Annotated in this window: 14 protein-coding genes; 11 read left to right on the forward strand and 3 right to left on the reverse strand. The window is 46.0% G+C overall.

Features of this window, described 5'->3' with window-relative positions; translation table 11 throughout:
- Nucleotides 1–57: 57 nt before the first annotated feature.
- Nucleotides 58–1,164 (reverse strand): stalk domain-containing protein, encoded by a 1,107-nt coding sequence (locus IFU39_RS26155; RefSeq protein WP_192135740.1) that lies wholly within the window; start codon nt 1,162–1,164, stop codon nt 58–60.
- Nucleotides 1,165–1,357: 193 nt separating this feature from the next.
- On the opposite strand from IFU39_RS26155, the gene IFU39_RS26160 reads away from it, so the two are divergent.
- Entirely contained in the window at nt 1,358–2,248 is an 891-nt protein-coding gene (locus IFU39_RS26160) for a phosphotransferase (RefSeq protein ID WP_192135742.1), read from the forward strand.
- Here IFU39_RS26160 and IFU39_RS26165 read toward each other — a convergent pair.
- Nucleotides 2,245–2,451, reverse strand: a complete 207-nt coding sequence (locus IFU39_RS26165) for a hypothetical protein (RefSeq protein WP_105601930.1) — start codon at nt 2,449–2,451, stop codon at nt 2,245–2,247. The genes IFU39_RS26160 and IFU39_RS26165 overlap by 4 nt on opposite strands.
- A gap of 336 nt (nt 2,452–2,787) precedes the next feature.
- On the opposite strand from IFU39_RS26165, the gene IFU39_RS26170 reads away from it, so the two are divergent.
- The 10 genes from IFU39_RS26170 to IFU39_RS26215 all read left to right on the forward strand — a co-directional run bounded on the left by IFU39_RS26170 (nt 2,788) and on the right by IFU39_RS26215 (nt 13,543).
- Nucleotides 2,788–4,410 carry a copper amine oxidase N-terminal domain-containing protein gene (locus IFU39_RS26170; RefSeq protein WP_192135827.1) on the forward strand — a complete coding sequence of 541 codons (1,623 nt, stop codon included), beginning with the start codon at nt 2,788–2,790 and terminating at the stop codon, nt 4,408–4,410.
- Between the two features lie 187 nt (nt 4,411–4,597).
- Nucleotides 4,598–5,050 carry a disulfide oxidoreductase gene (locus IFU39_RS26175; RefSeq protein ID WP_192135744.1) on the forward strand — a complete coding sequence of 151 codons (453 nt, stop codon included), beginning with the start codon at nt 4,598–4,600 and terminating at the stop codon, nt 5,048–5,050.
- A 16-nt stretch (nt 5,051–5,066) separates the two neighbouring features.
- Nucleotides 5,067–5,510, forward strand: coding sequence for a FixH family protein (locus IFU39_RS26180; protein ID WP_188310504.1), 444 nt, complete (start codon nt 5,067–5,069; stop codon nt 5,508–5,510).
- A 91-nt stretch (nt 5,511–5,601) separates the two neighbouring features.
- On the forward strand, nt 5,602–6,582 hold the full coding sequence (locus IFU39_RS26185) for a LacI family DNA-binding transcriptional regulator (RefSeq protein WP_091019198.1): 981 nt from the start codon (nt 5,602–5,604) through the stop codon (nt 6,580–6,582).
- Nucleotides 6,583–6,744: 162 nt separating this feature from the next.
- Nucleotides 6,745–8,073, forward strand: a complete 1,329-nt coding sequence (locus IFU39_RS26190; RefSeq protein ID WP_197997928.1) for an ABC transporter substrate-binding protein — start codon at nt 6,745–6,747, stop codon at nt 8,071–8,073.
- Between the two features lie 147 nt (nt 8,074–8,220).
- The gene (locus tag IFU39_RS26195) at nt 8,221–9,105 is read left to right on the forward strand and encodes a carbohydrate ABC transporter permease (protein ID WP_091019202.1); all 885 of its coding nucleotides are present in this window, start codon (nt 8,221–8,223) and stop codon (nt 9,103–9,105) included.
- Nucleotides 9,102–9,932, forward strand: a complete 831-nt coding sequence (locus IFU39_RS26200) for a carbohydrate ABC transporter permease (protein ID WP_397376319.1) — start codon at nt 9,102–9,104, stop codon at nt 9,930–9,932. Before IFU39_RS26195 ends, IFU39_RS26200 begins: the two co-directional genes overlap by 4 nt.
- Nucleotides 9,933–9,976: 44 nt before the next feature.
- Nucleotides 9,977–11,539, forward strand: coding sequence for a glycoside hydrolase family 32 protein (locus IFU39_RS26205; RefSeq protein ID WP_197997929.1), 1,563 nt, complete (start codon nt 9,977–9,979; stop codon nt 11,537–11,539).
- Between the two features lie 83 nt (nt 11,540–11,622).
- Complete coding sequence (locus IFU39_RS26210) at nt 11,623–13,116, forward strand: alpha/beta hydrolase family protein (RefSeq protein ID WP_192135745.1); 1,494 nt, start codon at nt 11,623–11,625, stop codon at nt 13,114–13,116.
- Nucleotides 13,117–13,141: 25 nt separating this feature from the next.
- The gene (locus IFU39_RS26215) at nt 13,142–13,543 is read left to right on the forward strand and encodes a MerR family transcriptional regulator (RefSeq protein ID WP_091019207.1); all 402 of its coding nucleotides are present in this window, start codon (nt 13,142–13,144) and stop codon (nt 13,541–13,543) included.
- Nucleotides 13,544–13,633: 90 nt separating this feature from the next.
- Here the strand turns inward: IFU39_RS26215 and IFU39_RS26220 are convergent, their stop codons facing one another.
- Entirely contained in the window at nt 13,634–14,311 is a 678-nt protein-coding gene (locus IFU39_RS26220) for a succinylglutamate desuccinylase/aspartoacylase domain-containing protein (RefSeq protein WP_192135747.1), read from the reverse strand.
- Between the last annotated feature and the right edge of the window lie 30 nt (nt 14,312–14,341).

Raw genomic sequence — 14,341 nt, forward strand, 5'->3', positions numbered from 1 at the left:
GGGACCGAAATGATGTGTGTTTATATTTCCTATTTCGATCTAAGGATCGTGCATCGTTTATTTCACTTTTTGTACAGATACCGCCATTTGCTCCAGTTGAGTGTGAGTCAATTGGTTATTCGGCGAGCTGATGGTTACATAACGATCGTCCAGCTTGAATGTGAGCATATCCGTTTGATCCGGTGTATACCATTTGGCTGATACGCCATTAGGCAGTTTTACCGTTTTGCCATCATAGCTGAACGAGTAGTCTTTAGGGGATACCGTGACATTCATACGATTGAAAACAAAGTTTACACCATCACCGCCTGCACCTACGCTTTTGAACGTATCTCCAGCAACCATATGTTGAGGGGCATAAGCAGTGGTGAATCCGTCAAACTTCGCAAATGCCTTACGCATGTTATCCAATTGTTGTTTGCTATAGTTCACATCAGCGAATGCAGTGGTCCCTTGATCGTTGCTGCCAGTTGCCTTTTGAACAGAGACAGCGACTTGTTGCAACTGAGTTTGGCTCAGCTTATGATTCGGGGAGCTAAGGGTAACGTAGCGATCATCCAGTTGGAAGGTGAGCATGCCCGTTTGATCGGGTGTGTACCACTTGGCGATAACGCCATTGGACAGTTTAACGTCTTTGCTCGTATAACCGTCCGAATAATCTCTTGGAGATACATCCACTTTCATATGGTTGAAAACAAAGCTGACGCCGTCGCCACCTGCACCTACACTTTTAAACGTGTCACCTGCAATCATCTGCTGAGGAGCATAAGCTGTCTCGAACCCATCGAATTGTGCAAAAGCCTTTTGAATTGCCTCTTTTTGTGCTGCGCTATACGTTACATTCGTCAAGGCCGAAGGATTGCTCGTGGCTTGGCCGATAATGACCTGACCTTTTTTTCCGTCATAGGATACAGGTACATGTAACGCATCGGCAAGCGCACGTACAGGCAGATAAGTAGAGTTGTTATAGGTAATTGGAGCCAGTTTTTTGCCATTGCCATCGGTTGGTGAGTAAGCCGCGCCATCTACATTGAAGCTGATTCCATGGTTAAGGTATGCCGAGATCTTCTCCAGCTGCGTTCCGGCAAATACACCCGTTGCTCCTGTTAATGTCATGCCCAGTACCATCATCGTTGCTACGGATTTCTTCATGTTCTTTTTCATCATATATCTCTCCTTCAAGTTGGGGTTTGGTTTAATTTAATGGGCTCGCTGTCCCTTATGGCTTTATATTAAACCCCGAACATATCCAGAATAATTCTGAATTATCTCCAACTTGTAAACATGTGTGTATATACAGGAGACTAGCATCTGTCTGTTGAATAGATCGCTTAGGATGAGGAAACGAGGTGAAGGCATGACTATTTTTCATTACGTGGCAGTTCATTATGATATAGGGAATATTGTAGAATATAATGCCATAAAACACGGTAATAGTTCTAAAGCGATGTTGATTGAGTCTACACAAGGTAAGTTCGTTTTACGTAAACTGAGGAACGAACAACAGGCTTGGATTGAGTATGAATTGGTTCAGGCATTGGCAAGCGTAAACATTTCACCATCCATGGTACAGACAAAATACAAAATTCCGTATATTACATATAATAATGAGATTTATAATTTGCAGATCTACATACAGGATTTGCTTCCGCGTTCCCAAAGTAACATTGACTTTGTTCGGTTAGGTCAGGTGATCGGTCTTTTTCATCGTACGACGAGTCATCTTAAGGTTGCTGGTATGGAAGATCGTTTCGAGTTATCTCAATTATGGAGTGAGGTTTCCAATGTAGTGTTAGCTTCGTCATCTGAACAAATTCGTACTTTAGCCCAGCTTACAGTGGAGTGTCTGGGATTTCGCAAGACGAACCATTCAGTCATTCATGGGGATCTGGGCATGTGGAATTTGTTGTTTACAAAAGAGTCCATCTACATTATTGATTTTGGTGAAGTAAGAATGGACGATCATCATTTTGATCTGGCAGCTGTACTGACTTCTACAATTCCCTCATTAACACATAGGCAAGAACTTGGAAAGATTATGGCTGACTTTGAAGAGGGTTATGTGCAGGAAAATGCTAATTTTAACAGGAGGCAGCTTTACGAACAGCTACAAGTATGGATGTTACGCGGATTTTTGGCAGTAATCAGGGAGAGGGGAGATGGCCCCTCAACCATTGGATATGTAGAACGAAAACTTAAGCTGCTAGGCATGTTTGAACGTATTCTTTGCCGAATCGAAACATTTTAGTTGAAAAGATAGAGGATTAGTCCGCCAAAACCCAGTACAATTGCACCAACGTATACATAGGAAAGTTTACTGAGGTTTTGCTTTGTGCGACGATCATATTCGGGGTTGCTGGTCTGATTGGCTTTGGAATTTCCGATAATCAGGGTAGCAATACCTCCAAATAAGGCGATACCCACAATTAAAACATAAGGCAACCAGGTCATGAATGAACCTCCTTCGCGAATAAGTTGATATGTCTTTATTGTACTTCAAGATAACCTTTGATGTAAGCTATAGTTGAGAAATAAAGGGAAATGAAGTAACTGTCTTACAGTACGTAGGTAGTCATTGATCAAAAAGATCACTATAATTTTAGTTTTTTTCAATTCAAAAAAACCTTGATACAACAGGCATTCGCAGCTTTCTTCACGGAAGGCTGCGAATTTTTTTTGCCCACAGAGTGATCCAGATTAGAGAACCCTGCGTTACACCCTATGAAGACGACGACGAGGAAAGAAATTATACACAAAACATAATCGAGGAGTGAACACGTAATGAAAATGAAAATGAAGAAGTTTATCGCACCTGTACTTAGCTTAACACTGTTGATGCCGGGAATCGCTGGAGCAGCTTCCGCCCCACAGACACCGATGACAATGATGAAAGCATCCGTAAATACACCTGCGGCTGACTTGAGAGCAAACCTGGACCACCTGCTGTCCGAGCACTTTGCACTCGCAGTAACGGCAATGGCAAAAGCATATGACGGAGCAAAAGATGCAGATGCAGCCTACAAAGCACTCGACCAGAATGCACTGGATATGCAACCAGCGATTGCTTCCCTATATGGTGAGGCAGGTGCCAAAGAATTCGAACGCATCTTCCGCGCTCATAACAAATACACCGATGATCTGGTGAAAGCAACCAAAATGGGCAACCAGGCTGGGATCAAACAAGCACAGGCCAACATCAACGGTTTCGTGGATGAGTTCTCCACGTTCCTGAGCACAGCTACCGAAGGCAAATTGCCAAAAGCAGCAGCCAAACAGGCGCTGAAAGTACATGAAGATCTCGTGCAAAAAGTATTTGATGAGTATGTAGCTGGAGATTACGCTGATGCATACAAGGCTTATCGTGAAGGTTTCAAAGAAATGTTTGACGTAAGTAAGGCGCTTTCCACAGCAATTACTACACAAATGCCTGAGAAATTCAAAAATACCAAAGCGGATACAAAAGCAGCTGATCTGAGATCTGCACTCAACCACTTGGCTTCCGAACACTTTGCGCTTTCGGCTCTGCAAATGCAAGAGGAATTTGATGGACGTACAGCCGCTTCCAACGCACTGATTACAGCTGAAGCTGGAAACACAGCTGACTTCAAAGCAGCGATCGCTTCCGTTTATGGTAACGATGGTGCCAATGCTTTCGAGAAAATTTGGGTAACCAATCACGTTAATGCGCAAAGCGACTATGTAAAAGCTGTTAAAAACAACGATACTGCGGCTCGTGCAGCAGTAGAGAAACGTATTGACGGATTTACAACAGAATTCGCTACATTCCTGGATTCGGCAACAGCTGGAAATCTGCCAAAAGCAGCAGGACAACAAGCACTGACAACACATGAAAATCAAGTGCAAAACGTATTGAATCAATATGCAGCAGGCAATTATGATGCTTCTTATACAACCAATCGTGAAGGCTTCAAAGTGATGTTTGGTGTAGGTCAAGCATTGGGTAATGCCATTGTGACTCAATTTAACGACAAATTCCAAGAGCCAACAACACCAGCACCAGCACCAGTAATGACAACAGTATGGATGCAACTGAACAGCAAAATGCTGAAAATTAACGACAAAACAACCAACATGGACACCACACCAGTGCTTTGGAAAAACACAACCTACATTCCACTGCGTTTCTTGAGTGAAGGTATCGGCGCAACAGTGAAATGGGACAAAAAAGCACAACAAGTGACGGTAATGGCTGGCGATGATACCCTGGAATTCTGGGTGAACAACAACGTTATGGAAGTGAACGGTGTTAAGAAAAACGTGGGTGCAACAGTATTTGTAAACAAAGATGGACGTACGCAAGTACCTCTGCGCTTCATTGCTGAACTTCTGAACTGGGACGTGAAATGGGCTCAAAAAGATGGTTCCATTACACTGACTAAATCGATGTAATTGTAGAATTAAATCAGTTTAAACCAAATGAGCTGCCCCATACGGCAGCTTTTTTTGGTTTCACCCAAAAGTTCAAATATTTGGTATAATCATCGAGTAATGACCTACATAACAGCTTGAATAGCCGATGGAGTCCAGAATGAGGTATGATAATTTGGTATAAGCAAAATGAAGAGGGGGACAGAGGATGAGTACATCATCAAAATCGGAGCGTCCAGCGAGAAATGTGGATACCCGGTTATTTGTTGCTTGGGCCGTTTCCGTTATTGCAACAGGGGGGAGTCTATATTTTAGTGAGATCAAGGGATATCTACCATGTGATCTATGTTGGTACCAGCGTATATTTATGTATCCACTAACGATCTTGCTGGGTATTGCGTACTTTAAGGACGACGTGGGCATCACGAAATATGTACTCCCACTTAGTTTCGTAGGTGGCGGCATTTCGTTATATCATGTAACGATTCAGCGTATCTTTTCGGCTACAGGCAATGCCGTGGCGTGCGGTAAGGTTCCATGTTATACCGACTATTTGAACTGGTTTGGTTTCATCACCATTCCACTACTGGCGCTGATCGCCTTTATTATCATCATCGTAATGCTGTGGGGTATCGGCAAAACATCAAAATCTTCTTTATAAGAAAGGACAGATGGTGATGAGTGGACAAGCTCGTTGGTTCATGCCCTTGATTGTTCTGGTCCTCCTGACAGTAGGATGCTCCTATGAGGAACAGTCACAATCGGGTGAGATGCCAGAGATGATCAAAGTGAAACTTGTCGTTCCAGAGAAGGCTTCTCTTCATAAACCAATACAGTTGCAGGTGAAGCTTACACAGGGAGATGCACCGTTAAGCCATGCCGACAATGTGCAATTTCAGGTCTGGAATGAGCTTGACGATCCGCCTTCTGTATCTCCGGAACAAGGTATGATGACAGCGGACGAACTGGAGAATCAGGGGGCTATTACTGCCAATGAGACAGAGGAAGGGCAATATGAAATCCAGCATACCTTTGAAGAACCAGGCACGTATGTGGTACAGGTCCATGTTACGCACGGAGCTATGCATAGCATGCCGAGAGCGAGAATTATAGCGGAATGAAAGAGCGGGCAGATACCGCGGATTGGTTCAGGGTTAGCAATAGGTTTATAATAATATCTGTATGAAGAATGTTGTAGGAAAAGAGGCTGTTATGGCAACTATTCATGATGTTGCACTCAGGGCAGGAGTTTCTGTAACTACCGTCTCGCGTGTATTAAACAACCGGGGATATATCAGTCAGAAGACTCGGGACAAAGTGTATCAAACCATGGACGAACTGAACTATCGACCCAACGAAATTGCCCGTTCTCTTCTGCGTAAACAATCCAATGTTATAGGCTTGATTATTCCCGATGTATCCCATCCGTTTTTTGGAGAGCTGGCTAACTATGTCGAGTACCATGCATACCAGAATGGATTTAAAATTATGTTATGCAATTCCCACATGGACCCTTCCAAAGAGCGTGAATATGTGGAAATGCTCAAGGGTAATCGCGTGGATGGCATTATTATGGGAAGTCATACACTTGAAGTCGATGAGTATATGAATTTGCATTCCCCAATCGTGACCTTTGATCGTAAGATCGGTGAAGACATCCCTTTTATCTCATCTGATAACTATCAGGGAGGGGTTATGGCTGCTGAATTGCTGCTCTCGAAGAACAGACGGAATCTGGCACATATCTGTGGTAATTTGGAATTGCAAATGCTGTCCAATCGCCGGACGACAGGTTTCGTTGATACATTGCAGGCTCATGGAGTCAAGCCGGTCATGATTCATGAAACCGATCTGAATGTGTTTGATCAGCATCAGTATACGGAATTGGTGGATAAGCTGCTTGCACAACACCCGGAGGTGGATGGGCTCTTTGTAACGAGTGATCTGATGGCGGTGCATGCGCTGAAGCAGATCATGTTAGGTGGGCGCAAGGTACCTGACGATATTGCTATTGTAGGTTATGATGACAGTCGTGCGGCAGCGTATACGGTGCCTGGCATAACAACGATCAGGCAGCCGGTGGAGGCCATGGCTAAGCTGGCGATTGATCTGATTCGGCGCCAGCTCGCGGAAGAGAAGATCGGAATGGAGCATATTTTGCCAGTTACCTTAGTGGAGAGAGAGACGACCTGATACAGGTCGTTTTTTCCTGTTTGTCCTTTTGTCACGAAAAAACAAGGCGCAATAATATTTTTTTTGAATGGTATGTCAAACGATTGACATGTCAAACCTTTGACATTATAATTCGATTTGTAAGCGTTTCCTTTTAAACTATCGATCGGGGGCCATAACAAGATGAAAAGAGAACAGAGATGGATGATGAAATTATCGGTATTGTCTTTGATTATTATGCTTGTATTGTCGGCATGTGGAAGTAAAGCAGCGACGGAGTCCAACTCCTCCTCAGAGGGGAGCAGCAGTGAGAGTGTCAAAATCACCTTGCTCAATTCCAAGTCGGAAATTAACAGTCAGCTGGAGCAAGCGGCTAAAGACTTCCATGCCGAAAATCCAAATGTCACACTTGAAATTGTACCTGTAGGCAGTGGACAGTCTCCGTTTGAAAAAGCGTCTGCTTTGTATGCCTCCGGCAGCCCTACAACGATGATGATGCTGGATACAGGGGATGTCGAGAAATTCAAGGATCGTGTTCTGGATCTCACATCCGAGTCTTGGATGAAGGACGCTGTGGAGAATAGCACAGCGGCTACAACGTTTGATGGCAAAAATTATGCCTTCCCGTTCTCTATTGAAGGATATGGATTCATCTATAACCAGAATGTTTTGGATCAGGCGGTAGGTGGGACATTCGATCCAAAGTCTGTACAGACCACTGCACAGCTTGATGAGCTGTTTCAAAAGATCGCTACTACTGGAAAATCACCTTTGATTGTATCTCCGATGGATTGGTCACTTGGTGCGCATTATTTGGGGCTTGCATATGGTGGGCAGTCGCCGGATCGTGCGAAGGTGGATCAATTCATTACTGATCTGAAGGCAGGTCAAGTGGACCTTGCTTCAAACGCCGTGTTTAATGGCTTGTTAGATACATTTGATCTGATGAAAACCTACAATATTGACAAGGCTTCTCCCCTGTCCGGAACTTATGAGCGTGGACCTGAGGTGCTTGGCAAGGGTGAGGTTGGCATTTGGTTCCAGGGCAACTGGGCATGGCCGCAAATTTCAAGCTTTGATACAGCAGATGGAAAATACGGCTTCCTGCCGGTACCTGTGAGCAATAATGCGGATGATTTCGGTAATACGCAAATCTCTGCTGCCGTATCCAAACGAATATTGCTGGATAAGGAAAAGAGCACACCAGCGCAGCAGGAAGCTGCGAAGAAATTTTTGGAGTGGATTGTTTATAACGAAAAAGGTCAGGATTTCCTGGTGAATCAAGCCAGTATTATTCCGGCATTCAGCAACATTACACTGGAGCCAACCGATCCGCTTGGCAAATCCATTAGTGAATACATCAAGGCAGGCAAAATCGAGGAATCAATGAGTACACTTCCTGCGGATCACTGGTCCAAACTGGGTGCATCTATGCAGAAATACTTGGCTGACGTCATTGACCGTGCCGGACTTGCCAGCGAAATTCAGGCATACTGGAGCAACGTGAAATAAAGGAGTTAATTTTAGCCCTGAGCAGCACATAGAGAGAGACTTGCGGTACGCCGGAGATGATGAATATACAGCTTCCACACGAGGTCTGTTCGACTTGTTTCCGGCATAACCGTTAGGCTAATCATTTGGATAGAGTGGAGGTTGACAATGCTGACCGAAAAAGGATTATGGACACGTCTGCGAACCCGTCTGATCTTTACTGGCCCGACATTATTTGCGTTTGCTACAGTGATGATTATTCCATTTCTGTATGGTATTTATTTGACGTTTACGAACTGGGATGGCATCGCCATCGATCAAAACTTTGTTGGCTGGGATAATTATATTGGTGTGTTCAAGGACACCGTGTTCTGGAAATCATTCGGGATGACGCTGGAGTACGTATTTATTACCGTTGTGCTCACCAATGCAGTTGCTTTCCTGCTCGCTTATGCTGTAACCCGGGGAATGAAGGCGCAGGGCTGGTTTCGGGCCGGATTTTTCCTGCCGAATCTGGTGGGTGGAATCGTGCTTGGTTTCATCTGGCAGTTTATTTTTAATCAGGTACTCGTCTTTGCGGGACAAAAAATGAACCTCACTCTGTTTTCCACCTCATGGCTGGCTGACCCGGACAAAGCGTTCTGGGCACTCATTGTGGTGACCGTTTGGCAGTATGCCGGTTATATGATGGTTATCTACATTGCAGGACTGATGAATGTGCCGAAGGATGTTATGGAAGCAGCCAGCATAGATGGGGCAAGTAATCGCAAAATGCTGGCGCGCATTGTATTGCCGCTGATGGTTCCTTCGTTTATTGTCTGCATCTTTTTGTCACTGCAACGGGGGTTCATGGTGTATGATCTGAACGTCTCCCTGACCAGTGGCGGGCCCTTCAAGAGCACCGAGATGGTATCCATGCATGTCTATGAGCAGGCCTTTCTTGCTCGTGACTACGGATTGGGGCAGGCAGAAGCCTTTGTGCTGTTTATCCTCGTGGCCGCCATTACACTGCTCCAGGTTTATTTCAGCAAAAAACTGGAGGTCGAGGCATGATGGCTGGACAATCGCGCATTTTCAACTGGATAAAGTTTAGTGCATTAATCGTTGTGATGATTTTGTTTGTATTTCCGTTTGTACTTCTCATCGTCAATTCGTTCAAGGCTAACCAGTCAATTACTTCCGATCCGCTGGGGTTACCAAGCTCCTTTCAATTCGATAATTATGTCAATGCGTTTGACAAAATGGGATATGTATCCGCCTTCAGCAATTCGTTGCTCATAACCGTTGCAGGTGTATTACTGATTGCTCTTTTTGCGGCGATGACAGCCCATTACTTTGTTCGCCACAATAGCAAGGTGAATCAGTATCTCTTTTTCCTGATGGTAGCTGCGATGATTATTCCGTTTCAGGCTATTATGATTCCGCTGGTTAAAATATACGGCTCGCTCAGCCTGCTGGATAACAAGTGGTCTCTGATCTACATGTATATTGGCTTTGGCAGTCCGCTCGCCGTATTTATCTATCATGGCTTTATCAAAAGTATTCCCCTGGAGCTTGAAGAAGCGGCTCTAATGGATGGCTGCGGTAGAGTGCAAACCTTTTTTCGAATCGTACTGCCGGTGTTACTGCCAACAACCGTAACGATTAGCGTGCTGAATGTATTGTGGATATGGAATGATTTTCTGCTGCCTTCCCTGGTGTTGACTTCATCCGAGCAACGCACGCTGCCGCTGTCCACGTTTTATTTTTATGGGACATACACTGTCGATTACGGTCCATTGATGGCTGGTCTGGTCTTGACCCTGCTGCCAGTACTGATCGTGTATCTGTTTGCCCAGAAGTACATCATTCAGGGGGTCATGCAAGGGGCTATCAAATAAGTTCAGTTGGGTGATAGAGAGAGAGAGACAGGAGTGAAGGACATATGAACCAGGAACGATACGAGAAACAGGAAATGGACACAAGGCAAGAGACAGACCTTGGACTGACGAGTTCGTCGGCTCACACGAAGGAGAGTTATACACTCGCCCGGGCCAACGCATATATCAAGAAACATCGACATCAGGTTGATCCAACCTATCGAATGGCCTATCATTTGATGCCGGAGGTGGGCTGGATGAATGATCCCAACGGCTTCATATACTTTGGCGGGATGTATCATATGTTCTATCAGCATTATCCCTACGAGCCGGTATGGGGGCCGATGCACTGGGGACATGCGGTGAGCCGTGATTTGGTTACGTGGTCGTATCTGCCTGTTGCACTGGCACCCGATCAGAGCTACGACAGTGGAGGCTGTTTCTCTGGAAGTGCGATCGTGCAGGATGGCAAGTTGGTGCTGATGTACACGGGGCATGTGGTGACTGGACCCGACAAGGATAACGATTACTTGCAGACACAGAATATCGCTGTCTCGGACAATGGAATTGATTTTGTCAAAAGCGCGATGAATCCCGTCATTCGACTGGATCAAATCCCAGCTCATACCAGTCCCAAGGACTTCCGTGATCCAAAAGTATTTGAACGAAACGGTGTGTACTATTGTGTCCTTGGATCGAATGATGCTGCGGGCAAAGGTGTCATTCTGTTATACCGTTCAACGGACTTGCAGGATTGGAGTTATGTTAACATTATGGCCCAGAGTGACGGGACGCTTGGCGACAATTGGGAATGTCCCGATCTGTTCACACTGGATGGTCAAGATGTGCTGATCATGTCTCCGCAGCGCATGCCTGCTCAGGGAGATAACTATCGCAACTTGCATTCGACCGTTTATATGATGGGAACGCTGGATGAAGACCAAGGTGTGCTGAAGTACGAGCAGTACGTTCCGCTGGATTGCGGCTTCGACTTTTACGCACCTCAGACGATGGAGGATGCACAGGGACGACGAATCATGGTGGCCTGGATGGATACGTGGGAAACGGAAATCCCGACACAACAGTCTCATGCCTGGGCTGGAGCGATGACGTTGCCGAGACAACTAATTCGCAGGGGAGAACGATTGATATTCCGGCCTCTGCCCGAACTTATACAGTACAGATCGGAAGGCAATGAGCAGTATGGTATACATTTAAGTGGTGATGAACATGATCTTGATCTTGGAATCAGCGGAGACCGTTACGAAATGTATGCTGTATTCGAAGCGGAGCAAGCACAGCACTTTGGGTTGAAACTGCGCACGGGTGAGGACGAAGAAACCGTGATTTCCTATGATGTGCAGCAGCGTCGTCTATGCTTAAATCGCGAGCGGGCGGGACAAGGGCCGGGGGGAGAACGTGCTGCGACCGTGGAACTGCTTGACGGGAAGCTGGAACTTCATATTTTTATGGATGTCAGCTCCATTGAGGTGTTCATTCAGCAGGGAGAGCAGGTAATGACAGGGCGGATATATCCTGGGCCGAACTCAACAGGTATTAAGGCTTTCGCGTCCGGAACGTGTACATTGACCGAACTTAGCAAATGGGATATACGAATTCCTCAATAAATTGTTTCTGAAATTCAGCCTTGACCTTGAAGTATACTTCAAGGTTTATTCTGGTTTCATCAACAACGTTTGGAGGATAAATGATGAAACTAATGGAATGGATACTGGTACTTGTAACGATTGCTGCAGCGTTGTGTATACCTTTGTACTCAAAGCGTCGGAAACTTGCGGCAGGGATGTCGGCTGCCTTGATATTAGCATTGCTGCTTCACGGCATATTAGATTCGTTTCGCGTGATGCTGCTGCCAACGTATCTTGTTGCAGGCATAATCTTCATCGTATTAATCATTAAGGTAGTGAAAGAGTATCGTAACAGAGTCACTGGGTATTTTGCAGAGAAGCAGAAACCGAAATGGCGTTCTTGGCTTCAACTCACGCTGGTTGCGATGCTGTCGCTGGTCTCTGGCGCTGGCTCAGGACTGCTCACTTGGTATTTTCCAGCATTTAAGATACCTGATCCTACAGGGCAGTTTGCAATCGGTACATTTTCGCAACAATTGGTGGATGAAACCCGTGAAGAGACGTTTACACCCGAAAGCGGGGACAAGCGGGAACTGATGATTAACGTGTGGTATCCAGTGAACCCGGAGGATGCCAAGGGGATAACTCCTGAGTCTTACCCGTCTGAACTTGGAGAAGCCATCAGTCTGGTATTTGGTATCCCGCCCAAGGTGTTCAGCTACCTTGATACCATTCCGACACATGTGGTTAAAGGCGCAGCCATATCAGACGCAAGCCGTTCTTATCCGGTGGTGCTGTTCTCTCCCGGTGTCCGTTCTGCCCGTTTCCAGAGCATGACTGCTGTCGAGGAGCTGGTCAGCCATGGCTATATTGTTGTAGGTATGGATCATCCGTATACCTCAGCTCGCGTTACCTTCCCCGATGGGCGTAAAGTGTCTTATGAAGCCGGGCCTGAATTTGCAACGTCAGAAGAACTGTATCAATATAATGTTGAGGGCGTAGGCATTCGTGCAGCAGATGCACGTTTTGTACTCGACACGCTTGAACAGTGGAATCGGAATGATCCCAATCAGGTGTTGGAGGGCAAGCTTGACCTGAATCATACAGGCATTATGGGGCACTCTTATGGCGGGGCTACAACAGCCGAAGCACTCGCACAGGATGAACGTTTACGTGCAGGACTCAGTCTGGAAGGCGGCTTCTGGGGCAGCGTCTCCAAGACGTCATTAAAACAGCCTTTTATGTACATCATGTCTGGTGAAACGGCTAAAAGCTTCGATCCGAATGCTACATCCAAAGATAACGTGTTCTACCCTGAGTTTGAGCCGGATCTGGACCATGTGATGACGAGCAGTCTGAATGATACCTATTATCTGAAGGTGGAGAATTTCTTCCATCAAAGCTTTACGGATATTTCATTAATTTCACCGAAACTATTTGCCAGAGGCATGACGCCAGAACATAATGTGGATATAACTAGATCCTATGCGCTCGCATTCTTTGACCGTTATCTCAAAGGAGAGGAGCAGCCGTTATTGCAAGGCCCTGCATCTCAGTTTTCTGAGGTTACTTATGATGCCACGTATACCAAGATACGCAACAAACAAACACAATAAATTCGCAAGGGGTGGAGGAGTAGGCATGGAAACCATGACAAGAGGAATGTTGGCCAAGCGTACAGGTGTGAGTATGGCAACTCTCCGTTATTACGAAGATAGTGGAATTCTGCCTGCTCCCCGTCGTTCCTCCAACGGATATCGGGTGTATACCGAGGATTATCTGGTCAAAATTAAGTTCATTAAGGATGCCCAGTTGCTGGGTTATTCCTTAAAGGAGATACAAGAGACCCTGCAACTGCTCAGCCAGGAAGACATGGAAAAAGATACGTTAAAAACACTCGTCCGTGACCAAATCGCTGATATTCAGAAGCATATTGACCATCTGGAACAGATGCAGATTCATCTGGCACGACTGTTGCATACACCGGAGGACGATATTGACAATTATATTCAATCGTTCAGGGTGCAAAAGAAAGAGTTATAAACTGTAAAACCTCGAACAAAGAGCGCCTTAAGATGTACTTCGGGCGCTCTCTGTCCGAGGTTTCTTTTAGTTCTATTGTAATGTTCTTCATCACGACATGCCCGCCTCACGCAGAAAATGGTGAACAATCTCCGTCTGATACTTGATTCGGGTCGCGCGCTTCAGACTCCAGCAGGTCTCCACCGTAACAGAACGGGCTTGTAATAGTCTTGAAGCCGCTGTACGGGCAGATCCCGGCAATTCATGCTGCTTGAGGTTAAAATGACGATCACGAATGGCAATCGATCGATTCATCCGTTCGATAACTCTTCTGCAAGCTGGAATGGTGCGACTGCCGGGATTGGTGATCAACGTCTGTCCAAGCACCCGCGAACTCAGTTGAGACAGGCCGTTGGCTTCATGCAGATCGAGCCACCAGTCGGCCCGATGTTCACGCGCCAAACGAAAAACTGCCGCAGCGAGCGGATGCTTGGCCTTGCCTGACATACGGCGTGGAAACGTACGATTCAGATCTGGCTTGCCTCTGATTTTCTTAACGTAGGCTTGCTGGTTCACGCGTGGCACGATAATTAACAGCCCCCGCTGAATGGCGTGACGACCTGTCGCACAATCATCTGCGAGTTTTTGCGCAGCAGCCATGCTCGCCGTTTCGTTCCCGTGAACCCCGGATGTAATGAACATCACGGGCCCCGGCGTGATGCCACGTACGATGAAGTAGGGAGTAGCGTGTACGCTGGATGCTGCAAGGACATGTTTGGTCACAAGCATGACGCTTCACCTCCAATAGTACAGTACGCC

This window comes from Paenibacillus sp. CFBP 13594 (genome assembly GCF_014842675.1).
Classification (GTDB): Bacteria; Bacillota; Bacilli; order Paenibacillales; family Paenibacillaceae; genus Paenibacillus; species Paenibacillus amylolyticus_B.